Source organism: Stenotrophomonas sp. 62841_Sma (assembly GCF_056482945.1).
In genome coordinates, this window is record NZ_CM151224.1 from 4537058 (window position 1) to 4561047 (window position 23990).

The following is a 23990-nucleotide window of genomic DNA, read 5'->3' on the forward strand; positions in this document are numbered from 1 at the left end:
CAAGGTTGGCACCTACCAGAGCCGTAAATCCACGCCATGCGTGGATGCGCGGCGCCCGGGATGCGGTAGCGCCGGGCCATGCCCGGCGGAAGATTCCCCGGCACGGACGGAATGTGCCAACCAAGGTTGGCACCCACCAAAGCAGGGTCAGGCCAGGGCGTCCAGCGCCTGCACCAACGCATCCATCTGCTCAGGCCGGGTGAACACCGACGGTGTCACCCGCACGCACGCGCCGGACTCCAACCCGTCGCGATGAGTAGTGAACACGCGATGCTCATCCAGCAGGCGCTTCTGCAGCGCGATGTTGTCGGCCACGCTGGTACGCCCGCGCAGGCGGAAGCTGGCCAATGCACTCGCCAACGCCGGATCCGGTGAGGACAGCACTTCGATATGTGCCATCTGCCGCGCCGGTACCGTCCAGCGCTCGCGCAGGTAACGCAGGCGCGCCTGCTTGTTGGCTACGCCGATACGCTGGTGCAGGAAAATCGCTTCCGGCAGCGCCAGGTAGGCGGCGAAGTTGACCGTACCGGTATGCACGCGGCTGCCCACGCGGCCGTCGTCGGTCTCCCCCATGTACGGGTCAAGATCGGCCACACGGCCCTTGCGCACGTACATCGCGCCGACGCCGACCGGCGCACCGATCCACTTGTGCAGATTGATGCCGACGAAATCAGCCTTGAGCTGCGGCACCGCGTAGTCGATCTGGCCGAACCCATGCGCCGCATCGACGATCACGTCGATACCACGTGCACGCGCACGTTCGGCGATCTCGGCCACCGGCAGCACCAGCCCATGGCGATGGCTGACCTGGGTCAGCAGCACCAGCTTCAGGCGTGGCAGCCGCGCGAATGCGGCCTCGTAGGCCTGCAGGATCTGCGCGTGGTCGGGCACGGCCGGTAGCGCGATACGCTCGACCTGCACGCCGCGACGCTGCTGCAGCCAGCGCATCGCGCCGATCATGCTGTCGTAGTCGATGTCGGCATACAGCACCTGGTCGCCGGGCTGCAGACGGTTGTAGCCGCCAATCAGGGCCAGCATCGCCTCGGTGGCGCCGCGGGTCAGTGCAATCTCGTCGGCACCCACGCCCAGCAGCTCGGCCACCTGCCGCTGCACCGCCGTGTACTGCGCCGGGAACTCACGACGGCCGTACCAGGCGTTGCCACGGTTCACTTCAGCGGTGTGGCGCTGGTAGCTCGCCAGCGTCTCGCGGCCCATTGCACCCCAGTAGCCGTTCTCCAGGTGGTTCACTTCATCGGTGATGTCGAAGTGGCTGGCCACGGAGGCCCAATAGCCTTCATCGCGGGCCAGCACGTCCGGCGCCACGGTCGTTGCGGGAATCTGCATGGGCGCAGCGTAACGCGCGGCGGCCATGGCGGGCAGTGACGACAATGCGGCTGCGGCGGGCAGCAAGGTGCCGGCACGCAGCAGGGAGCGGCGGGTACGGTCCATCAGAAGCTCAACCGGTACTGCGCGTACAGGTTGGCGCCATCGGTGTCGTACGGTGCGTTGCGCGAGTAAACCAGGCCGCGGCTGGCCTGGAAGACCGCCTCATCCGGATAGCGGTCGAGCACGTTGTCGGCACCCACGCGCAGGCTGTGGTGCTCGTTGATGCGGTACCCCACGGCGAGGTCGAGGAAGCTCATCGCGCCGAAGCGCTGGTAGATGTCGCCCACCGCATTGCCGCTGGCGTCGGTCCAGGCACCGTAGTAGCGCATGCGCGCCATCAACGACCAGGCACCGATGTCCCAGCTGCCGGTCAGGCTGCCCTTGTGCTCGGGCAGGCGGTCTTCGAACAGCACGCGCTGGGTTTCGTTGGTGGCCACCGAGGTGCTGCCGTTGTCCACCCGCGTACGGTTGTAGTTGTAGGCCAGGGTCAGCGTCATGCGGCCGGCGCCGAGGTCGCGCAGGTAGTTGCCGACCACGTCCACGCCGGTGGTGGTGGTATCGAAGTCGTTGGTGAAGTAGTTCACCGAGGTATAGCCCAGCGGATTCGGCGTGCCGGCCGGAATGGCGAAGCTGGCCGACTGGCTGAAGCGGTCGGTGAGCTTGATCTGGTAGACATCCACCGAGCCGGACAGTCCCAGGTCGGTGCGCCAGGTCAGGCCCAGCGACGCGGTACGCGATTCTTCCGGCTTCAGCGGCCTGGCGCCGAGCATCTGCGCCAGCGGGTCGTTCGGTGACAGGCGGCCACTGGTGAAGATCTGCAGCGTACGCGTATCCAGGCCCTGGGTGGTGCTGGTGGTATTGAGCTGCGCCGGTGTCGGTGCGCGGAAGCCGGTGGACACCGTGCCGCGCAGGGCCACGTCCGGGGTGATCGCGAAACGCGCCGAGAGCTTGCCGTCCAGCGTGCTGCCGAAGCTGGAGAAATCCTCGTAGCGGCTGGCCGCACCGATGCTCCAGCGCTCGCCCAGCGGCACTTCCATATCCACGTAGGCGGCCTTGCTGCGCTGGCTCCACTGCCCAGCCTGGCTGGCCGAGAAGCCCGGCGCACCGTTGGAGTTGGCTTCCAGGCCAGCGGCAGCGCCCGGGCCCACTGCGTACGAAGCCGGATCACCGGCACGCACCTGGTAGGTCTCCTGGCGGAACTCGCCACCGAAGGCTACGTTGATCGGCTTGGACAGCGCAGCCACATCCCACTCGTAGTTGAAGTCGGCGTTGGCGTTCTTCTCGGTCTGGGTCAGGCGGCCGAGATCGAATGCGGTCGGGCTGGCCGGGCCGAGCGAGGCGTTGATCGAATTCTTCAGGCTGTAGTCGATGGCGTTGCGGCCATACGACGCGCTGACATCCCAGCGCAGCTTCGGGGTGATCTCGCCACGCAGGCCACCGACCAGTTGCAGGTCGTTCTGGACGTTGCCGTACTGCGGGCTGAACCCCACTGGATAGATCGAACGCAGGTTCCAGCCGGGGAAGATCGCCGTGGTGCGGTAGGCACCGGTGGTGGTGTCCGGATTGCGCCAGTTGAAATCGCTGACGCCATCGCTGTGGCTGTACAGGCCGAACGCATACAACTCCAGCGTGTCGCTGGCATTGGCCTTCACGTTGAAGCCGACACGGCGGCTTTCCAGTTCCGGCTGGCCCCAGCGCTGTACCGGGTTGGGCACGTCCAGATCCGGATGCGCGGCCTGGAAGGCGATCGCATCCGGGCGCTGGCGGGTGCGGGAGGTGGCGTCGGAGTTGGACGATTCGGCGAACAGCACCAGGCTGCCATAGTCACCCAGCGACCAGCCGGTGCGTGCGCTGAAATCGCGCGAGGCGCCATCGCCCTGCGCATACTGCGAATAGCCGGCGGTGATCTCGGTACCGGGGCCATCCTCCAGAATGATGTTGATGACGCCGGCAATGGCATCCGAGCCGTACTGCGCCGACGCACCATCGCGCAGCACTTCGATGCGCTTGATCGCACTGGTCGGAATCTGTGCCAGGTCGGCCGCCTGCGCGCCACGGTTGCCGAGCAGCGCGCTGCGGTGGAAGCGACGACCGTTGACCAGCACCAACGTCTGATCCGGCGACAGGCCACGCAGCGTGGCCGGGCGCACGAACACCTGACCATCCGCCATCGGCAGGCGCTGCACCACGAACGACGGCACCAGCTGCGCCAGCACGTCCTTCAGGTCGGTGGATTCAACGGACTTGATGTCTTCCTTGGTGAACACGTCCACCGGCGCCAACGTTTCGAACTGGGTGCGGTTGGAGGCGCGGGTGCCGGTGACCAGCATCGCGTCGAGCTGGGTGGGCGCCGCACGGCTGCCCGCCGGGGCATCGACCGCATCGGCCTGCGCTGCGATCGCGCCTCCTGCGCTGGCCATGGAAAGGGCGAGGAGGATGGAACGCGAAAGCTTCGAACGATGCACGGCAGGGCTCCGGGAGGACGCGACAGGGCCAGCACCTGCAGGGATATCGCAGGCCTGGACAAGGCGCGCAGTCTCGGCGCGATCTGTGAAGGAGCCATGACGTCAGTGCGACAGCTTGATGCCGCTGCAGCGCAAGAACTGCTAAACGCGGCGCCTGCCGATCCGCTACTGTGCCGGCATTGGATTCGGGGAACGGCAGGATGAGCGCGGCAGGCAAGGCGTTGTGGTACATCGAAACCCATGCGGACCGGCCATTGGCACTGGCCGATATTGCCGCCGCAGCGGGGCTTTCGCCGTTCCATCTGTCACGCCTGTTCCAGGCCCGTACCGGCACCTCGGTGGTGCGTTATCTGCGGGGACGGCGCCTGACCGCTGCCGCGCAGCGGCTGGCCAACGGGGCGGGCGACATCCTGCAGGTGGCACTGGGCGCGGGCTACACCACCCATGCCGCGTTCACCCGCGCCTTCAGCGAACAGTTCGGGCAGACCCCGGAGCAGGTACGCGAACAAGGTACCGATGGACTGGCGCTGGTGCAGGCGATCCGCGTGGACGATGCGCCGGCTGCCTGCGGTGAAGCGCCGCGCCTGCTCGATACCCCTGCTTTCCAGGTCGCGGGTATCGGCATGCGGCATACCCGCGATAGCGGCGGTGCGATTCCCGGGCAGTGGGCACAGCTCAACCGGGAATGGCCGGCGCCGGCGCCGATCAGCTTCGGCGTGTGCTGCAACAGCGATGACGACGGCGGCTTCGACTACGTCGCCGCGCTGCCGGCCAGCGCGGTGCCGAGCGTCCCTGCGCACTGGCAACGCGTGGACATTCCGCCGCGCCGCTACCTGGTGGCCTGGCACGGCGGGCACATCTCGACCATCCGCTCGACCTGGTTCTGGCTGCTGGATCACTACCTGCCCGGCTCCGGGCTCAGCCTTGCCGATGCCCCCGATCTGGAACGCTACGACATGCGTTTCGATGAGCACAGCGGCAACGGCGGCGTGGAAATCTGGCTGCCAGTGGAGTGATCTTCGAGCGCGGCACCCACCGCAACGAATCGTTGCGCCCGCGGTGACACCCACGCAATCCCGCCAGGTCTACACTCGGTGCATGCGCTCCACGGAGGATCGATCATGCGCCTGCTTCACCTCACCCTCCCGGTGTCCGACGTCACCACCATCGCTGCATATTTCCACGACGTGCTGCAGCAGCGCGTGGTCGGCAATCATGTGCACATCGGCTGGAGCACGATCGAACTGCAGCCGGCAGCTGATCATCCGGTCGGTGGCGTGCACCTGGCCTTCAACGTACCGGACAACCGCTTCAGCGAGGCGATGACCTGGTTGCGTGAGCGCACGCCGCTGCAACGCAATCCGGCGGGACTTGACTACTTCGCGCTGGAGAGCAGCTGGCAGTCGCAGTCGGTGTACTTCACTGGCCCTGACGGCCTGATCCTGGAACTGATCGGCCGCCGCCGTTTGCCGGCCAGCGCGCGCGAAGGTGCGTTCCACGGCAGCGAACTGACCTGCCTGAGCGAAGTCGGCCTGCCCAGCCACGATGTCGACGCTGTGCGCGAACAGTCCAGCCTGCGGTTCGGCCTGCAACCGATCAGCCCGCCTTCGCCGCAGTTCGCGCCGATGGGCGACGACGAGGGCCTGCTGATCGTGGTCGCTGCGGATCGACGCTGGTTCCCCGAGCAGAAGGACCTGCCGAACGCGCGCGGCTTGCAGCTGCAGGTCGGCGACGTGGCCGGCCCGGGTGTTGTGGAGGACGCCGCGCTCGGCTGGAGGGTACAGGCGACCTGAACTACCAGCTGCCGGACGCGCCGCCGCCGCCGCTGCGGCCGCCGCCTCCAGACCAGCTGCTGGAGCTGCTCGACGACGAACTCGACGAGGACGACGAACGGGACGACGTGCGTTCGCGGGATGATGAAGCCCGGCCGCGTGCGCGCTCGCCCGGCAGCATGGTGAACAACCACACGAAGTACAGCAGTACGCCACACACCCCGGACACGATCATCGCCAGCAATCGTGGATCGTCACCTTCGGCACGATGGATCGCCAGCAACGCGCCCGCGGCATAGCCGAGGGTCAACAGCACCAGCACCGTCATGCGGACGATGAAGCTGCTGCGGTTCTTCTTCCAGCGTGTTCGGCAGGCCTGCACCAGCAGGAACACCATCAGGGTGACAACGCCCGCGGCGGCCTGCAGCAGCAGGTGCCGGGCCAGGCTCGGTGGCAGCTGGCCACGCAGCAGCGCCTGCACAAGGAAGAGCACGCTGAGCATCAGCATCCCGCACAGCACGATGCGCACACCTCGGCTGCGGCGCCAGCACCAGCCCAGCAGGGTCGCCACCGGCACACCCAGAGCCAGCACGAAGCACAGGCCCGGCAGCACATGGCGTGGCAGCAGCAGCGCCACGGAGAGCATGCCCGCACCCACAACAGCGGTCACCAGCATCGGGCGCCCCCAGGCCGGCAAGGTCGGCCAGGTTGGTTTTGGTGCCGATGCATTGGCGGCCAGTGCCTTGCGCCGCCGCTCCCGACGGCTGCCGCTGAAATCGTCCTCGGTCTTCGCCGGCGGGAGGGGCGGCGGCGAGCGCCACAGCCCGGCCAGGAAACCGGCCAGCAGGGTCAACGCCACCACCGAGTCTGCGCGTCGCCAGTCCGCAGGCAGCACATTGCTGGCCGACGGTTCTTCCCATGCCGGCAGGTCCTCGCCATCGATCAGCGCCACCATGATCGTCGTGCCATCGAGCACGCCCTGGTCGACATCGCCCTCACGGAAGCGCGGCACGATCGCGTTGTCGATGATGCGAGCGGCGTACGCGTCCGGTAGCGCTCCTTCCAGGCCATAGCCGGTCTGGATGCGTACGCGGCGGTCCTGCACCGCCACCAACAGCAGCACACCATCGTCGACACCGGCGCGCCCCAGCTGCCACTGATCGAACACCCGCTGTGCATAGGCCTCGATGCCTTCGCTGCCCACGCTGGGTACCACCAGCACCTGCAGCTGTGCACCTTTCCGCGCTTGCAGCTGCAGCGCCTGCCTGCGCAGGGTGGCGCGGGTTTCAACGGACAGCGCGTTGGCAGTGTCCACCACGGGATCGTCCAGCGCCGGGACCGGGATTGCCGCCAGCGCTGCCATCGGCAGCAGGCACAGCAGCAACAGCAGCCACACGGTGGCGGCCGCCTGCTGCAAGGGGCGCGCCGGGTTCACGTACCCTGCCCTGCCTCGATCTGCGCATGCAGCGCCTGCAGCTGCGCCGCCGTCTGGTTGAACACCTGCAGATCGGCATCCACCAGGGCCGCCCAGTCAGGCGCGTGCCCCAGCAGTTGCGCCACCTGCTCGCTCGGCGCGCGGTCGAAGCCCTCGCCAAGCACGGCAAGATAGCGCTCACGGAACCCTTCGGGGTCGCGCTGGTCCTGCACGTACAGCTGCACGGCCAGCAGCCCCGCATACAGGTAGTTCACCAGATAGTTCGGGTCTTCATACATCAGGCGCTTACCGATCCAGGTGTTGCGCAGCTGCGGGTAGCGCTCCGGTTGCTGGCCGAAGCGCGCCAGCACCTGCCCGGTCAGCGCGTCCAGGTCATCGGCGGTGCCCAGCGTGCCGGCGGCCACGCCCCGATAGATCGACTGCTCCAGCTGCGCTTCCTCGGAAGAGGTGAACAGCTGCAGCACCATGTCGTCCAGCAGCGATTTCAGGTAATAGGCTTTGGCGCGCGGATCTTCTGCCTGCTGGTACAGCTGGTCGCGGAAGCGCAGCTCGTTGTAGATCGCGAACGCCTCGGTCAGCCACTGGCTGCCATTGCGCTGCAGCGGCGACGCATGACCGCGCTGCATCCACTCGCCGTGCACGGCATGACCGGCTTCATGGGCGATCTCGACGTCGCTTTCCAGATCACCACGGCGCAGGCCAACGAACAGCATTGCCGGCACACCGGGAGCGCTCACCGGGAACGCGTCCTGGCTGCGGTCACCACGTTCGGTGGCCAGATCCATGCGCTGGTTGGCGGGATCGAGCAGCGCGCGCAGTTCGGCGACGTACGCCGGCCCCAGGTGCTGCATGGCATCGGCGGCGTTGTCACGCAGCTGCGCCAACGTCAGCACTGGTGGCGTATAGCCGGCATCGGGCACGGTGGTATCCCAGATCTGCGGCGCGTCGATGCCGGATCGCGCAGCGTGGCGCAGCAGCATGTCCTGGTAGGCACGGCGGTCCCCAGCGTGCCGTTCGATCGCCACCAGCGTTGCATCCACTGCGGCAGTATCCAGGCCCATGCGCTGGTAGCCATATGCCGGCGCCGAGCCGTCGCCCTGCAGGCGTGCGGCGGCGTCATTCACCTGCACCAGCCCCAGCAGCACCGAGGCCATCGGCTCACGGCGCGAGTGCAGCCCCTGCCAGTAGCCCTTCCAGCCGGCCTCGCGCAGGGCGCGGTCGGGCTGCTGGGCCAGCAGCTGCTTGTCGCGTCCGGTGTCCCAGTGACGACCGCCGTGCTCGATCTGCGGATACTCGGCGCTGCGCAGGATCTGCCCGCGCAGGCGCGCGAAGCTGTCCAGCGCCGGATCGGCCAGTGCCTCCACGGCCTCATCAAGCGCGGCGTTGGCCGGGGTGGCAGCCTCCTTCAGCGCCCGAGTGCGCAGGAAGCCATACGGTGCTGCCCACGCCGCATCTGCGGGCGCCTCGCGCAGTGCGGCGCGACCACTGCGAGCGATGCGGCTGCACAGCCCCGCTGCCTGCTCCATCGCCTGTGCCGGGCGAAGATCGCGCGCGTTGCGGGCGGACTGCAGATGCAGGTAGCCGAGATGCCGCAGGCACTGCGCCTCCAGTGCCTCGGCCTGCTGGAAGCGTTCCGCCGGTGCGAGGGTGGACGCCTGCTGCAGGGCCTCGACGCGCTTGCCCAACGCGTCGCGCGCGGTCTGTTCGGACGCGGCGCTGGCGAAGTAGGTGCGGTCATCGGCATGCACCGACTGTGCCTGCGCGCCGCTGAACGGGACTATCGCCAATACGGCGGCAATGGCGGCGGTGGTGGTGCGCTTCCTGAAAGCCTGCATCGGCGTCTCCCTGCCTGGACCAGGGATCGAGCCTAGCAGCCGCTGGCCCGCCGCGCCTGTGCCGGATCAGCCATCAGATCGACTCATCCTCACGCTTGACCAGCGTCCAGCACGGCGCCTGCGCAAAGGTATAGGTCTGCTGGTCGCTGCTGTCCGGCGTACGGATCTGCACCTGCCGCTGTCCATCGGCCAGGAGGCTGACCTGCATTTCGCGGCCCTGCCCGGCCAGTGCGGCGGGATCAGGCATCACCGGCCACTCGACATCGGCCCGCGCCAGCCGGCTTTCCACCTTGCGCGGTTCCGGCTCGGCCTCTGCATCGATGTAGCTGTCCAGCAGCGGATCGGCGGTGGTCTTTTCCTGCAGCGCGATCTCGTTGCCGAAATGCTTCAGGAACGTATCGAATTCCGGGTAGGGGCACTCACTGCGTGCAGCCACAGCTGTTGGCTCGGCGACGGTGGTCGCCGGCGCCGCTGCGGCAGGTGAGGCTTCGGTCGCGGTCTGCGGTGCCTGCGGCACTGGCGCGCAGGCTGCCAGCACCGCGCCACAGGCAAGCATCAGCACTGCGGCAGAACGGTATCGACACATGGGCACATCCTGAATCCGGTCCGGTCGCTCCATGCTACCGCGCACCCTACAATTCAGGCATTCCGCTTGTCTGAGAGTCCTCATGCATCGCCTCCTGCTCCTGATCGGCCTGCTGCTGCCCGCCCTGTGGCCGGCGGTGGCGAGGGCCGTCGATGTCCAGGAAGGCGACCTGCTGTTCGTCACCGCCGGCCGCAGCGGTCTCAGTGCGGCCATCGACGATGCCACCGGCAAGCAGGGCGCGCCCAGCTTCGATCACGTCGCGCTGGTCGCTTCCGCGCCGAAGGGCTGGGAGGTATTGCATGCAGACGAGAAAGGATCGCGCCGGCAATCGCTGGTCGAATTCCGCCAGGAGGCGCGCGCCAAGCAGCGGCAGATCGTGGTCTATCGCCTGCGCGCGCCGCAGCAGGCGGCGATCAAGGATGCGGTCGCCACCGCGCGCACGATGCTGGGCAAGCCGTACAACACGTCGTATGTGTTGAACGAGGACAGCTACTACTGTTCCGACTTCATCGAACGTGCGTTTCGTGCGCACCATGTATTCGCGTTGCAGCCGATGAACTTCCGCAATCCGCAGACCGGGCAGATCGCCCAGCACTGGATTGATCTGTACCGCGGCATGGGCATGGAGGTGCCGCAGGATCAGCCTGGCACCAATCCGAACGACATGTCGGCGGCGCCGGTGCTGCAGCGCATCGGGGGGCTGGAATAAGCGAAGCCCCGCGCAAGGCGGGGCTTCACCGGTCACTCCGCATGCGCGGCGCGGTCATTCTTCTTCGTCGTGGCCGCCCTGCTGCTGGTTGCGCTCTTTGCGCTGCTGATCCTGCTGTTGTTGCTGCTGTTGCTGTTGGTCACGACGCCCCTGCTGCTGATCCTGCTGGTTCTGCTGGCCTTGCTGCTTCTGGTTCGGGTTCTGGTTCTGCTGTGCCATGTCCGTTCTCCGAAAGCCACGCGCGGAATGCGGTGGACGCGGCCATCGTCTGCAGCGAAGAGTTAATCGCGCGTTGGCGGACGGCTACACCTGTGTGTACGCCTGTGAATGAACGCGCAGAGCCCCTTGCAGCACAAGCGGCTGAAGGATTCATGCAGGTTCGGCATGTGCTCATGCAGGCGGCGCGGGTCCGCGCATTCATGGCGTTCGCCGCCGGAAACACGCGCTGAACGAGGCTGGCGTCCCGGCTCACGCAGGGAGGCCAACCCTGCTTTCAGGGCATCACCGGTGGCACATACGCCAGGGTCATGCCCAGCAGCCACAGCAGGCCCAGCACCAGCGGAATGTGCACCAGCAGCTGGATGAAGGTGAAGCCGACGATGTCGCGTGCCTTCAGGCCCAGCACACCCAGCAGCGGCAGCATCCAGAACGGGTTGATCAGGTTCGGCAGCGCTTCGGCTGCGTTGTAGACCTGCACCGCCCAGCCCAGGTGTGCCTTCAGTTCATTGGCGGCCTGCATCACGTACGGCGCCTCGATGATCCACTTGCCGCCACCGGAGGGCACGAAGAAGCCCAGCACCGCCGAATAGACGCCCATCACCAGCGCGAAGGTATCGGTGCTGGCCACGTGCACGAACAGGCTCGACAGGCGGTGCGCCAGTGTCTGCCCATCGCCGCCGGCAGCATGGGTGAGGATCATCGCGATACCACCGTACAGCGGGAACTGGATCAACACGCCGGTGGTGCTGGGCACGGCCTTGGCCACCGCGTTGAGGAAGCTGCGCGGCCGCCAGTGCAGCAGCAGACCCAGCGAAATGAACATGAAATTATAGGTATTGAGGTTGGCGATGGCGGTGACCACCGGCTTGTTGGCGAACTCGTTGAACAGCCAGCCGAACGCCAGCAACGAGAGCAGCACAGTCAGCAGCGGGCTGTATTCCAGCCACTCACCCGGGCGCGTGCGGCGCTGCAGCGGTTCCGGCTCGGCCTGCGCGGCGCCGGGGAAATCCTCAGCGGTACGCGCACTGCCGGCAGCCGGTGCGGTCAGCCAGGCGATCAGCAGCGAAACCAGGATCAGCACCGAGGTCAGCGCGATCGACTGCCACAGGAAGATGGTTTCGGTGAACGGCAGAACGCCGGTGATCTCGACCAGCCCTGGCGGCATGCTGGCCGGATTGGCCTGCAGCTGCGCGGCCGAGGAACTCAGCCCCATCGCCCACACCGCACCCAGACCGAGATAGGCCGAAGCACCAGCCGCGCGGTAGTCCATGCGCAGTTCGGTACGGCGCGCCAACGCGCGCACCAGCAGGCCGCCGAACACCAGCGAGAAGCCCCAGCTGAGCAGCGAGGCCAGCATGCTGACCAGGCCCACGTACACCACCGCACCACGGCCGGTGCGCGGCACACGGGCGAGGAAATCGATGAAGCGTGCGACCACCGGTGCAGTGGCCACGGCGTAGCCACCGATGACCACGAAGGCCATCTGCATGGTGAAGGGAATCAGGCTCCAGAAGCCATCACCGAAGGCGCTGGCGGTGGCCTGCGGGGTCGAGCCGAAGCCCATCGCGGCCAGCGCGACGATGACCACGCCCAGCACCGCGAACACGTACGCATCGGGGAACCACTTTTCCGCCCAGGCGGCCGAGCGCAGCGCAGCGCGCGCCATCCAGCCGTCCTGTACTGCTGCCGTCGAGGCCATCGCCTACCCTCCCAGGTTCGATGGATCGATTCTGGGCGGTGGGGTGCGGGCTGTCTGCCACCTATTGGTCGTAGGTGGCGGGATGGTAGTGCCGGCCGCTGGCCGGCAACTTCGGGATCGCGCACGGGTGCAGCCGGCCAGCGGCCGGCTCTACCAAACTCAAGGATCGTCGTAGGTGGCGGGATGGTAGTGCCGGCCGCTGGCCGGCAACCTCGGGATCGCACACGGGTGCAGCCGGCCAGCGGCCGGCTCTACCAGATCCAAGCATCATCGCAGGTGGTGGAAGGCGGTAGTGCCGGCCGCTGGCCGGCAACCTCGGGACTGCATACGGGTGCAGCCGGCCAGCGGCCGGCTCTACCAGATCCAAGCATCATCCCAGGTGATGGAAGGCGGTAGTGCCGGCCGCTGGCCGGCAACCTCGGGATCGCGCACGGGTGCAGCCGGCCAGCGGCCGGCTCTACCAGATCCAAGCATCATCCCAGGTGGTGGAAGGCGGTAGTGCCGGCCGCTGGCCGGCAACCTCGGGACCGCATACGGGTACAGCCGGCCAGCGGCCGGCTCTACCTCACCTTGGGCTCAACGCAGCGCCAGGTCCACGGCGATGCCGGCGAACAGCGCGGCGCCCACCCAGTTGTTGTGCAGGAACGCCTTGAAGCACGGGCCGCGCTCGCGGTTTCGGCAGATCCAGAACTCGTACACCACCAGAACGGTGGCCACCGCCACGCCGGCCAGGTAGTACCCACCCAGCCCGCCGCGCACGCCGACCAGCGCCATCGTGGCCAGGAACAGCGCGTACAGCACGCCCTGGATGACCAGGTCGAGATCACCGAACAGGATCGCGGTGGAATGCGAGCCCATCTTCAGATCGTCCTCGCGGTCGACCATGGCATACCAGGTGTCGTAGGCGGTGGACCACAGGATGTTGCCGGCATACAGCAGCCAGCCCAGCATCGGCACCTCGCCCTGCACCGCAGCGAACGCCATCGGGATACCCCAGCCGAACGACATGCCCAGGTAGACCTGCGGCAGATGGGTATAGCGCTTCAGGTACGGGTAGCTGGCGGCCAGGAACACGCCGATGAAGCTCAGGCCGATGGTCAGCCCGTTCAGGGTCAGCACCAGGCCGAAGGCCACCAGCATCAGCACCGCGAACAGTGCCAGCGCGGCACGGCCGCTGATTGCGCCGGTGGCCAGCGGACGGGCCTTGGTGCGCTCCACATGCGGGTCGAGCCAGCGGTCGGCGTAGTCGTTGATGACGCAACCGGCCGAACGGGTCAGCCACACGCCGGCAGTGAACACGAACAGCGTCCATAGCGGCGGCAGGCCGCCCGCAGCCAGCCACAACGCCCACCAGGTGGGCCACAGCAGCAGCAACGTGCCGATCGGGCGATCAGCGCGCATCAGACTCCAGTAATGCCGCCAACGCGGCGTCGCCGGCGACTGCGGCGAAATAAGGGGGGTATCAGCCATGGCGATAGGATACTCCTGCGCCTCTGGCAGGGCTTTGCCCATGGGGGGAGATTTGTTCGGCGAAACTGGATAGAATGCCGGTCCCGCACCGCTCCATGGCGATGCGATGCCCGCCCCGGCACTGGTCGATGGCGCGGCGGTTCTACAACGCGCCCGTAGCTCAGCCGGATAGAGTAGTGGCTTCCGAAGCCATTGGTCGGGGGTTCGAATCCCTCCGGGCGCGCCATCTTCCCCCTTGCTGCCTGCACGCTGCCAGCCCGCGCTGGACGTTGCCGCGTGCTTCATCAACACTGCAGGCATGACGCCATCGGATCTGCTGCAGCTGGCGGCAGGCGCTGCGATTCTCGGCCTGGCCGCATTGTCCACCGGCGTAAGCGTCGGCCGCACGGGGCGTGGCAATCTGCTGCTCACTGCGTTCTTCGCCTGTTTTGCTACCGCCAGCCTGTCCGGGCTAGTGCTGCTGGGTGGCCAGGCCTGGCTGTCGGCCGATGCGGTGCGCTGGCTGCGGGTCATCGAGGTGCCGCTGGTCTATCTGCTCGGTCCGCTGCTGTACGGCCACGCACGTGCGCTGCTGTCCCCTGCGCCGGACCACACTTCGTTGCTGCCGCTGGCGCATCTGCTGCCGGCCATGCTCGCGTTCGTCATTTCCCTGTTGAATGCTGTTGCGCCTTTCGAACCCTCGCCGCTCGGCAAGGCGCTGTTCCAGCTCAGCTTCCATGGCTGGCTGCTGCAGGGCACGCCCTACCTGCTGGCCACGCTGTGGCTGTCACTGCGCACGCCTTCGGCTCCGCGCGGAACCGCCATCCAACGCAGCGGACTGCGCGGGCTGGCGATCGTGATGGCGGGCTGCTGGCTGGCCAGCGCGATGAACCGGTGGCCGCCGGATGCCGCCCCGCTGTTGGCCAGCATCGGGCTCAGCCTGGTGACCACGGCAGGTATGTACCTGCTGGCGTGCCAGGCCGTACGCCAGCAGCTGCGTGCACGTGTGGTCACTTCGGCACCCGTCCTGATGGACATGCCTGCATCCGCCGAGGATACGCCCCGCGCACGCTACGAACGCTCGGGCATCGATGCAACGCAGTGCGCGGCCATTGCCAGCGCGCTGACTGCATTGATGCAGGACGAACGCCTGCATGAGGCGCCCGGGCTGGATCTCCAGTCCCTCAGCCAGCGCAGCGGCTGGTCATCCAACCAGGTCTCGCAGGCGCTCAACCAGGGCCTGGGCCAGAACTTTTCCGAGTTCGTGACCGGCTTCCGTGTGGCTGCAGCGAGAACGTGCCTGTCCGATCCGTCCGACCTCCGCAGCGTGCTGGACATCGGCCTCGCTGCCGGCTTCGGCAGCAAGTCGACCTTCAACAGTGCGTTCAAGCGCGCCACCGGGCAGACACCCAGCGAGTACCGGCGCCGTCGCACCACGTCCGACTGAACGTCCAATCCTTCACGCCCGGTCGAATATCCCCCGTCCCTGCGCTGCCATCACCTTCGGACCCAACGAAGGAGGTGAAGCGATGCGTTTGCGACGGATGTTGTGTGGCCTGCTGTGGATGCTGGCGGTTCCTTTACACGCCGCAGGGGTGGATGCTGCCGATGTGCTGGCCAGGGCCCGCGCAGCCAGTGGCGGCGAGCGCTGGCAGGCTGCACAGCACCTGCAGGCTGAGGGCGAGCAGTCGCTGGGCGGTCTGCACGGGCGGTGGGAGCTCAACCAGGATCTGCGCGCCGGGCGCTATGCCGAACAGGCGCAGCTGGGGGACTTCATCGTCGCGCAGGGGTTTGATGGGCAACTGTCCTGGCGGCGCGACTACGGTGGTGAGGTCGGCCTGCTGGACGGCACTGTGCCGCGCCGGACAGCGCGAACGCAATCCTGGCTGGTCACGCGCACCTACTGGTCCAGCGCCTATCCGGCCGCCCGCTTTGCCCCGCCCCGCGCCGACACGCTGGACGGCCGGCGCTATACCGTCCTGGCCACTACCCCGGAGGGCGCCGACCCGATCGAGCTCTGGTTCGACAGAGACAGCGGCCTGCTCGGCCGCGTGGTCATTGCATCCGCGCGCACACCCACCGCCATCGCACTGGAAGACTACCGGGCCGTGGAAGGTCTGATGCTGCCCCACCGCATCATCACCGACACCCTCGATGCCCAGGGCAGTGCCGATCCACGATTGCGCAGCGACGTGCGGGTGCAGCGCTATCGGGTGAACAGCCCGATGCCGGACGCACGGTATGCGCCACCGGCGATGGCCGCCGACAGCTACATCGAGGATGCCAGCGGCACCACCCGCGTTCCGTTCGACCTGATCAACAACCACGTCTATATCGAGGCCGAGGTGGATGGCCAGCCGGCACGCTTCCTGGTCGACACCGGCGCCATCAACCTGCTGACACCCACGGCCGCCAAGCGCCTGGGGCTGACAACAGCGGGCCGCCTGAGCGTGCATGGTGCCGGCGACAACGCCAGCGACCTGGGCCTGGCACAGGCCCGCCACCTGCGCATCGGTGGCGCGCACCTTGCAAACCCGGTGTTCCACATCATCGACCTGGGCCAGCAGATCAACTCGATGGGCGTGCCACACGATGGCTTCATCGGCTACGAGACCTTCCTGCGCTTCGTCACCACCTTCGACTATGGCGCGCGCGTGCTCAGCTTCACCCGACCGGGCCACTACCAGCCGCCCGCCAGCGCGGTGGTGCTGCCGTTCGAACAGGACGACCGCGCACCGGTACTGAATGGCGAGCTTGACGGCATTCCGCTGCGGCTGTGGCTGGACACCGGGTCACGCAATTCGCTGAGCCTGAGCAGCCCGTTCGTGCGTGCGCATGGCCTGCTTGAGAAATACCACGCCAGTGAGGAGGCGGTGCTGGGATGGGGTCTGGGTGGGCCGGGCCGCGCGCGACCGGCACGGCTGGGTGTGCTGCGCATGGGCAGCATTGAAGTCAACGGCCTGGTCGGCGACCTGTCCAGCACCAACAAGGGGGCGCTGGCCCTGTCCGACTATGGCGCGATTCTCGGTGGCGGGGTGTTGCGGCGGTTCTCCATGGGCATCGACTACGATGCCAAGCGTCTGTACCTAGTGCCCAACGCCGAAAGCACGCAGCCCGATGCCTTCGATCGCAGCGGGTTGTGGCTTCAGTCCGAGGGCGCTGCACTGCGTGTGGCCGATGTGGCGCCAACCAGTGCCGGTGCACGCGCCGGATTACGCAGGGATGATCGCATCGTCATGATTTCAGGTGAGCCGATTGCCACGCGGAGACTGGCGCACTGGCGTGCGCTGCTGCGTGAGCGCCCGGGTGGGACGCGTGTGGGCATCCATTATCTGCGCGATGGCCGGCAGGCGGATACCGAGCTGGTGCTGGCGGACCGGGTGGCTGCGGATTGGCATGCAGATTGAGATCGCGCTGGTGCAATCGCCGTGGGGGCACCCGCTGCCCATGCGGCGGGTACCGCTGAACGAGGGTGATCGAGAATCTCGCACACCGGCGGGAACGTCAGGGAATGAACGACGCGGAGCGATGTTCGCAACCGGCTATATCCCGTACCACGATGGAGTACTCCGCGTCCGCGCTGGATTGGCCGGACAGGAACACGCCATCACCATCGAACAGAACGCTCTGCTGTTCACCCTGCCCGATCGACAGCCCGATTGCTCCCGGCGTGATTTCCTCAAGGATCACGTTGTAAGGCCGCCAGGCATCCTCGCCCGTACGCCTCATCTCTGCGCGAGCAGTTCTTGCGTTCAACCTGCGTCTTTCATCCACCCACAGTTGAAGCGGTTGATCAGCATTGTGGGTGATTCGGAAACGCCCGTAGGTCAGTCCGTCGACTCTCTCGGTGCCGATGTAGGTGAGATAGGCCTGCGGACACTTCGTGATGCGATTCGGATGCGCCGCACAGGATGCCAGTGCAACCACAAGGCAAAAGGCAGTCAGGCGCTTCATGGGCTTGAAGCCTGATGTGGGTCGCTGTCGCGGCGGCATGCGGCGGTGAGGGCAACCAGCACTACGCCCCAGAGTGGCGTGAGCAGCACGACGCTCATCACCGTCAGCGAAACCGGTACCTGCCAGAGCAGCGATGACCTGAACCCGCTGAATCTATAGGCCTCCATTACAAGCACCACGACCTGAGCCAGAAGGCCCGCGAGCAGCCCCAAGCCAGCTCCCTTGGCAAGCCGCCTGATCGTCAGGCGGCCACCGGCGGGAACCCGCGCGCCCACTCCCAGCAACAGAAGACTGATGGAATACAGCCAGAAGAAGGCATGATGTGAGTCGAAGGCGTAAAGCGTCCTGCCCGCAAAGTGCAGGAACAGCCAGAGTGCTCCACACGACACCGCGCAGGCCAGCCCGTACCGAAGAATCTTCCTGGCTTCCATCTTGCACCTCTCCGAGGCGTGCAGGCCGATCGCGTTCTTTTGTGGAGGACTGCGGAAGCCGTGAACAACATTGCTGTCAGACCAAAGCAGATGGCCATGTTCCCAAAGCTGGCGTGGCACCTCCCATGACGAGGGCAGGCATCATTCGGAACCAGGGGGTTCCCCCCTATCCGAGTTCATGCGCCTTGCCTCCCGCTTGATCGCTCTACTCGCGCAGCGCATCGCGCAGCGCTCGAGAGTACCTACCTGCCCCACGGGATCGATCACCACGCGCGGCGTACCCAGATGATCCGGCTGGACGTAGGCCAGTTCCGGCACGCCAGTGCCCAGCACGTTGATCAGCGCCACCGGATAGGTATTCGCATAGGTTTCAATCGGCGTGCCGTCCGAGCTGAGCTGAGCTGGGCTTACTTGGTCAGATAGACAGAGCTTAGGGCAATGACTTCAGACCAACGGAAGAGGATTTGATCACTGCATAATCCAGATCACGATCAGGGGAATCAGCAATATAAAATATACAAGGAACGAGACCCAGAACACCAAGAGCAACAACCTGCGCGCTCCTGATGCGCCGTTGTACACCCGCGTCCATCCGCAGATCGGGTACTTGGTCAAGAAATGATCTCGCTCCAGGATCGCAGGCCTGCCAAGAGATTCCCATAGTTCAGGCGAATTTCTCTTTAGCTCCCAAACCAGAAAAATCCGCGAAACGAATGCCATCAACAACGTTGCGATAGCGAGCAAGCAAAGGGCTTCGAAAACTGATTCCAATGACATTCGAAGAACTTCCTTGTCGAGTTCCATCCAGACGGGGTAGCGGACTGCTTTACCGAGGTCATCAGTCGCTCGACATCATGGCTACTTTGCGTTCCAGACTGCAGCCACGTTGCCGAAGGCAGAACAACTCTCATCCTTACCCCGCTCTGAAGCTAAGCCACGAGCAGAAGAGCAGTCGAACGACTTTCAATTCATTCGCACTGAACGATGCTGACTCTACTTGAACCCCTTACAACCGCGCCTTCTTTCCGCCTCGGCGAAGGGGAGCTTTTCTCTTTCCAATCAACATCGAAGCAACAATAAACATGGCGCCACCGATGATCCACACCACCCCAATTATTCTATTGTAATGTGCCTGCCCTACAAGTCGAATAATCGACATGTATAGATCACAGTTCACTCGGCAAGGCCCAGTCCCAACCAATGCACCTCCAATTACTGCCAGGCCAAACGCTATCGTAACAAGCCCAACCACAACTCCGAATGCTCGCAAAATCATTTAGCTACCTCCGCGACCGCCAGTTTATTATGGAGTCTCGAACCAGATCAATCAGATCAAGAGGATCCGCCTCAGGATTAGATAGCAGAGGATGCGAGGGATTAGAATAATAGGGGGCTAGACACTGACACCCTCTTGAATGGACCTGGGCAACGGTGGGATTCGATGGAAACCCACCCCTCATGACGTCACCACTTGTGCACTGATTTTGATCCTTTCTACAGACTTCAACCGCACAATACTGAGTATAGTCATGCTCACTTACGAGGCTAGCAGCGTTCTCCAACGACCCCACTTCCTCGGGCGAAAGCCCGCGCGAGTAAATTGGATTGGTATGTGAGTTTGACTCGATTGCCTGACGCTGGGCGCGCGCTGCAACTCTCCTTTGAGCGGAGTTGCCGCCACCCTGTCGCGCAAGACTTGGCGGCCTTCCACCTTTCAGGCCCATGGAATCCTCGTTGGATAGTGGATCACCATCGACATAAGAATACAGCGAGTACCCACCCCTGAATCCAATGGGATCGCTCTGCGAATAGCGTCCCACCACCGGGTTGTATTCCCGCTGATAGTTGTAGAACAGCTCACTCGCACCCGTCGCCTGCTGGCCCGGGAAGCGCAGCGCCAGCTCGAACGCCACACCATCGCCATCGGGATCGGCACTCGGAATCTGGTTACCGAACACCTCGCTCTTGTTGCTCCACTCCCAGATCGCGACATCGCGCACCGGATCGATCACCACGCGCGGTGTGCCCAGATGATCCGGCTGCACGTAGGCCAGTTCAGGCACGCCGGTAGCCGGCACATTGATCAGCGCCACCGGGTAATTATCCAGCCAGATGGCCTGCTGCTGCGCCTGGCCCGTGGCCGAGTAGTTGCCCAGCCACTGCCCGGCCTCATCGTACAGCGTGATCTGAGCTGCGCCACCGGCTGGAGTACGCAGCACGCGTTCACCGCGGTGGTTGTAACCGTAGATTTCCAGTACGGCATTGCCCTGCTTCACCGCGTTCATGCGGTTGGCATCGTTGTAGATGAACGTCTTGCCGCCGATGCTGGTGGTGTTGCCCACCGCGTCATGGTTGCGCGCTTCGCCGTCCACGGCGGTCAGCCGGTGGCTGGTTGCGGGGTAGGTGTAGCTGGCGGCGCCTGCCGAGGTGGTCAGCGCGGTGCGATTGCCGGTGGCGTCGTAGGCATAGGTTTCAATCGGCGTGCCGGTCGCGCCGTCCTGGGTCTGGGTCAGGCGACCCAGCGCGTCGTAGGCGTACTTGGCCAGCACCGTCGAGCCAGTGCCGTTCTTCAGCTCGGTGATCGAACCGACCGGATCATAGCCGTAGCCCAGCGACAGGCCGCCTGCGGCCGGGTCATGCACCGCTTGCGGGCGGTAGTCCAGATCCAGCGGACGCTGTAGCTGGCGGCCGTTGCCATAGGTCCAACCGGTCACCGGGCCGAAGGCCGCGTAGGTCACGTTGTTCACCACGATCTGGCGGGCTTGGCCGGGCCGGGTCAGTCCGATCTGGCTGATGCGCCCCAGGGTATCGCGCACGTAGTCGGCCACACTGCCATCGGGGTACGTCAACGCCGTCAGGCGGCCCGACTTGCTGTAGGCATAGCGCAGGGTACTGGCCACCCCATTGAGCGTCTGCACCTTGCGGGTGACCTGACCGAAGCGGTCATGGCAGTACTGGGTGCTGCCATTGGCGTGCAGCACCTGCCCCAGGCGCCCCTTGGCAAAGCGCTCGTCGGCAGTACACGCAGCGGGCGCCACGTCGTAGCTGTAGCCCACGTCCAGATTGGGGTCCGGATAGGCGATGCCGATCAGCCGGTTGAGTGCATCGTAGTGATAGGTGGCGGTGACGCCGCGCGCATCGGTGGCCGTCTTGCGGTTGCCTGCCGCATCGACGGTGAAGCTGCTGGCGCCACTGTCCGGGCTGACCTGGCCGGTGAGGTCACCGAAGCCGTTATAGGCGTATGTGGTTTGGAGGCCCTTCGGGTCGGTGACCTGGGTCACCTGGTCCAGCGCGTTGTACTGGCTGCGGATCTCCGCCGCCACGCCACCCACGTCCTGCAGGGTCTGGGCCAGTCGGTTGAGCGGGTCGTAGTGCTGGCTGGTCACGCGCTGCAGGGCGTCGGTCACGGTCTGCGGGTTGCCGTTGGCATCGTAGGCAAAGCCGGTAGCGTGGTTGCCCGCGTCCTTCAGCGCGGTCAGCTGGCCGAGCGTGTTGAACGTCCGTGCCAGGGTGCGACGCAGGGTGCCGCCGGTGTCCAGCGTGTCTTCCTTGAGGCGGTTGCCGGCGTTGTCCAACGCATAGTGAATGGTGTTGCCCGCACTGTCCGCGATGTCCGTCAACCGCTGGGCGGCGTCGTAGACATAGGTAACGCTGCTGCCGTCAGGCTCGGTGACCTGTTGCACCTGGCCGGTCGGCCAGTAGCTGATCTGGGTGACCCGATTCTCGGCAGTGGTCGCGCCGCGCACGGTGACCGAGGTTGGCCAGCCGCGGGCATGGTAGGTGTAGTCGGTGACCACGCCGTTGCCGTCCTTCACCGACAACGGCCGTCCGAGCGCATCGTAAGTTAATGTCTCGACGGTCTGGCCGAGCGAGTTGGTCACACTGCGCAGGTCGCCCTTGCGATAACTGCAGACACCATTGGCCGAGCATCCCGCGTCGTCCGCAGTGTAGTAGGCATAGGTGGAGACATCCGCCACATCGCTTCGCGGGCCATCCACGCTACGCAGCAGTCCCACCAGCGGGCACTCCGGGCCCTCGGCCTCACAGTAGGTCTGCGTGGTGACGCGGGTGTCACCGGTCACCATGTCGCGCACGGTGATGGTGGTCGGCTGGAGGCGCGCATTGCGCGCGATGCGGATCTCACGGTTGCCGACGGTCTGCTGCACCAGCCGATTGCTGTCCATCGCCACGCGCGTCTCGCTGACGCGCTGATCCGGAGTGCCGGCCGCTTCGGTGGTGGTGGTCACGCTGACGGCGCCTGCGGCAGCATCGCTGGCCTCCGCATAGGCGTACTGGGTGACGACGGCACGGCGGTCTGTTGCCGACTGCAGGCGACGCCGGAAATCGGTGCCCTCGGGCAGATAGGTGCGGCTGATGCTGCCATTGCTCTCAGTGATGCCATTGACCTTGCGCGGAAGGCCACTGCTGCCACTGGCGGTCAATGCGTACGTACTCTGCTTGCCCAGCGCGTCGGTGACGATGGTGGTGCCTGCCGGGGTGTACTCCAGGCGCACGCCATCAATGCCCACGTCGGGCTGGCTGCAATCGCCGGAATGGCGGCTGCAGGTGACCCGCCCCTTGGCGTCATAGCCGAACCAGCTGTAGCGCCGGGTGTCTTCGGCGGTCACGCCCGTCAGGTAGCCCGGGAAACGTGTGTCCTCATAGTGGTATGTACGGCTGGCGCCGTCTGCATAGGTCGCAGTGGTCAGCTCGCCGGCCGGTGAATAGGCGTAGCTCACCACAGGCTGGCCCGCGATCACCAGCGCCGAGATCAGTGAATCGTCGCCCGGCACGAGGTACTGGACATCCACACGCCGGCCGGTTGAATGGGTGATGCTGAGCAGGCGACTTCGGTTGTCGTACGCGTACAAAAGCGTGGTTCCGTCCTCGAAATCGCGGTGCTGCATCAGGCCAGCAGCGTCGAACAGGATGCGCTCTCCAGCACGTGAAAGTTGCCAGTTGGTGCCCTGCTGGACTGCGCGATCGCCGCTTCCGTCCATGGCTTCGTAGCTTGCTCCCACTTTCTGGAATGCTGTCTGCCCGCCATCGGCGCCGATCAGCCCTACTTTCAGTTCGGGGCTGGGAGGGAAGGTGGAATCGTCTACGCCTGCGGTAAGCCGCAGATTGTGGGAATGGGTCCAGCCCGTACCCAACGCACCTCCCGCCGTACTGGAGAGCGAATGATAGTGACGGCCGAAGCTCACCCATCCAAGATCAAAATCGAGCTCTGGCTGGGATTTGTCGCCCGTGGTGGGATCACAGGGGTTGCCGACCGGACACTGCTGTGGCGGCAGTGGCGTGCTTGTGTACGACAGCAAGGGCGCCATCGGCGGCTCATCCTGCTGTACCAGCGAGCACATCTGGATAGCATCGTTCCACAGCATGCCGGACCGATTCGGGCATAGGGCGGTTCTGTCCCGGCGTACATACTCCCAGCCCTGAACCGCAGAACACGGTCCGCCAAGGGATCTGTGTTGCGTGTAATGGAATTTCTTGTCCTCGTGCGTGATGCTTCCGTCGTCGCCTTGCCCGAGTCCCGGAAACTCGACCCACTCCTCTTCCGACAGTGTGGTGGCTGGACACTGTGGGTCACTCACGCGGAGGGCCAGGATCACATTACGCGCCTCGGCTTCGGATGCGTATTCCTGATCGGAGTATGTGTAGACCCAATCGGTGGTGACGATCGCTTCGGGCTTCGCACGGTAGTCGTAGACGACCTTGCTTGCCTGCACGCGCTGCCGCTTGACCTCCCAGACGAACGGCTTGTCGTCCTCGTAGTGAGCAAAGAACGCCTTGATGTCTTTCTGCACCGCTGCCTCGGTGGCTCGCGGCTGGCCCATCGACAGGTAGCTCTCCCACTTCTTCTGCACCTCCTGCGCCTGCGCAGCCCAAGGAGCCAAGCTCCCCAGAGCGATCATCGCCAATGCGGCACACGAAATGGTCTTCAGTCGTTCCAACATCCCTGTTCTCCTTCCTGGACGAACACAGCACCGGCGGGAACGAGAACGTGGGGCGGTTGCCTCACCACGTCATGCTTCGGATCGTCCCTG

Annotated in this window: 17 protein-coding genes and 1 tRNA gene; 6 read left to right on the forward strand and 12 right to left on the reverse strand. The window is 65.6% G+C overall.

Features of this window, described 5'->3' with window-relative positions; all coding sequences use genetic code 11:
• Window positions 1-147: 147 nt before the first annotated feature.
• Entirely contained in the window at window positions 148-1449 is a 1302-nt protein-coding gene (locus tag ACZK5G_RS21150) for an aminotransferase class V-fold PLP-dependent enzyme (RefSeq protein WP_478464697.1), read from the reverse strand.
• Window positions 1449-3851 (reverse strand): TonB-dependent receptor plug domain-containing protein, encoded by a 2403-nt coding sequence (locus ACZK5G_RS21155; RefSeq protein ID WP_478464699.1) that lies wholly within the window; start codon window positions 3849-3851, stop codon window positions 1449-1451. Before ACZK5G_RS21155 ends, ACZK5G_RS21150 begins: the two co-directional genes overlap by 1 nt.
• 200 nt (window positions 3852-4051) lie before the next feature.
• Here ACZK5G_RS21155 and ACZK5G_RS21160 point away from each other — a divergent pair, with 200 nt between their 5' ends.
• Together ACZK5G_RS21160 and ACZK5G_RS21165 are read left to right on the forward strand one after the other, a co-directional pair.
• Window positions 4052-4867: an AraC family transcriptional regulator gene (locus ACZK5G_RS21160; protein ID WP_478464700.1), complete on the forward strand. Its 816-nt coding sequence runs from the start codon at window positions 4052-4054 to the stop codon at window positions 4865-4867.
• A 105-nt stretch (window positions 4868-4972) separates the two neighbouring features.
• The gene (locus ACZK5G_RS21165; protein ID WP_049400830.1) at window positions 4973-5644 is read left to right on the forward strand and encodes a VOC family protein; all 672 of its coding nucleotides are present in this window, start codon (window positions 4973-4975) and stop codon (window positions 5642-5644) included.
• 1 nt (window position 5645) lies between these two features.
• On the opposite strand, the gene ACZK5G_RS21170 is transcribed toward ACZK5G_RS21165, so the two are convergent.
• The 3 genes from ACZK5G_RS21170 to ACZK5G_RS21180 all read right to left on the reverse strand — a co-directional run bounded on the left by ACZK5G_RS21170 (window position 5646) and on the right by ACZK5G_RS21180 (window position 9479).
• On the reverse strand, window positions 5646-6986 hold the full coding sequence (locus ACZK5G_RS21170; protein ID WP_478466543.1) for a TPM domain-containing protein: 1341 nt from the start codon (window positions 6984-6986) through the stop codon (window positions 5646-5648).
• A gap of 68 nt (window positions 6987-7054) precedes the next feature.
• On the reverse strand, window positions 7055-8893 hold the full coding sequence (locus ACZK5G_RS21175; protein WP_478464702.1) for a M3 family metallopeptidase: 1839 nt from the start codon (window positions 8891-8893) through the stop codon (window positions 7055-7057).
• A 73-nt stretch (window positions 8894-8966) separates the two neighbouring features.
• Window positions 8967-9479: a hypothetical protein gene (locus tag ACZK5G_RS21180; RefSeq protein ID WP_329893942.1), complete on the reverse strand. Its 513-nt coding sequence runs from the start codon at window positions 9477-9479 to the stop codon at window positions 8967-8969.
• Between the two features lie 82 nt (window positions 9480-9561).
• Between ACZK5G_RS21180 and ACZK5G_RS21185 the strand changes: the two genes are divergently transcribed.
• Window positions 9562-10188: a YiiX/YebB-like N1pC/P60 family cysteine hydrolase gene (locus tag ACZK5G_RS21185; protein ID WP_478464704.1), complete on the forward strand. Its 627-nt coding sequence runs from the start codon at window positions 9562-9564 to the stop codon at window positions 10186-10188.
• Between the two features lie 54 nt (window positions 10189-10242).
• On the opposite strand, the gene ACZK5G_RS21190 is transcribed toward ACZK5G_RS21185, so the two are convergent.
• The 3 genes from ACZK5G_RS21190 to ubiA form a co-directional block, all read right to left on the reverse strand.
• Window positions 10243-10407 carry a hypothetical protein gene (locus tag ACZK5G_RS21190; RefSeq protein WP_180848063.1) on the reverse strand — a complete coding sequence of 55 codons (165 nt, stop codon included), beginning with the start codon at window positions 10405-10407 and terminating at the stop codon, window positions 10243-10245.
• A gap of 274 nt (window positions 10408-10681) precedes the next feature.
• Window positions 10682-12106, reverse strand: coding sequence for a short-chain fatty acid transporter (locus ACZK5G_RS21195; protein WP_176510700.1), 1425 nt, complete (start codon window positions 12104-12106; stop codon window positions 10682-10684).
• Window positions 12107-12682: 576 nt separating this feature from the next.
• Entirely contained in the window at window positions 12683-13576 is an 894-nt protein-coding gene (gene ubiA, locus ACZK5G_RS21200) for a 4-hydroxybenzoate octaprenyltransferase (RefSeq protein WP_111178112.1), read from the reverse strand.
• Window positions 13577-13725: 149 nt separating this feature from the next.
• On the opposite strand from ubiA, the gene ACZK5G_RS21205 reads away from it, so the two are divergent.
• The 3 genes from ACZK5G_RS21205 to ACZK5G_RS21215 all read left to right on the forward strand — a co-directional run bounded on the left by ACZK5G_RS21205 (window position 13726) and on the right by ACZK5G_RS21215 (window position 16962).
• A tRNA-Arg gene (locus ACZK5G_RS21205) sits at window positions 13726-13802 on the forward strand.
• 72 nt (window positions 13803-13874) lie between these two features.
• Complete coding sequence (locus tag ACZK5G_RS21210) at window positions 13875-15002, forward strand: helix-turn-helix domain-containing protein (RefSeq protein WP_132810963.1); 1128 nt, start codon at window positions 13875-13877, stop codon at window positions 15000-15002.
• 82 nt (window positions 15003-15084) lie between these two features.
• Complete coding sequence (locus ACZK5G_RS21215) at window positions 15085-16962, forward strand: aspartyl protease family protein (RefSeq protein WP_478464706.1); 1878 nt, start codon at window positions 15085-15087, stop codon at window positions 16960-16962.
• A gap of 97 nt (window positions 16963-17059) precedes the next feature.
• On the opposite strand, the gene ACZK5G_RS21220 is transcribed toward ACZK5G_RS21215, so the two are convergent.
• The 4 genes from ACZK5G_RS21220 to ACZK5G_RS21235 all read right to left on the reverse strand — a co-directional run bounded on the left by ACZK5G_RS21220 (window position 17060) and on the right by ACZK5G_RS21235 (window position 23900).
• Complete coding sequence (locus ACZK5G_RS21220; RefSeq protein WP_164080479.1) at window positions 17060-17509, reverse strand: adhesin; 450 nt, start codon at window positions 17507-17509, stop codon at window positions 17060-17062.
• The gene (locus tag ACZK5G_RS21225) at window positions 17506-17940 is read right to left on the reverse strand and encodes a hypothetical protein (RefSeq protein WP_132810966.1); all 435 of its coding nucleotides are present in this window, start codon (window positions 17938-17940) and stop codon (window positions 17506-17508) included. Before ACZK5G_RS21225 ends, ACZK5G_RS21220 begins: the two co-directional genes overlap by 4 nt.
• A gap of 468 nt (window positions 17941-18408) precedes the next feature.
• Window positions 18409-18717, reverse strand: a complete 309-nt coding sequence (locus ACZK5G_RS21230) for a hypothetical protein (protein ID WP_478464708.1) — start codon at window positions 18715-18717, stop codon at window positions 18409-18411.
• Window positions 18718-19220: 503 nt separating this feature from the next.
• The gene (locus tag ACZK5G_RS21235; RefSeq protein WP_478464710.1) at window positions 19221-23900 is read right to left on the reverse strand and encodes an RHS repeat-associated core domain-containing protein; all 4680 of its coding nucleotides are present in this window, start codon (window positions 23898-23900) and stop codon (window positions 19221-19223) included.
• Window positions 23901-23990 lie beyond the last annotated feature (90 nt).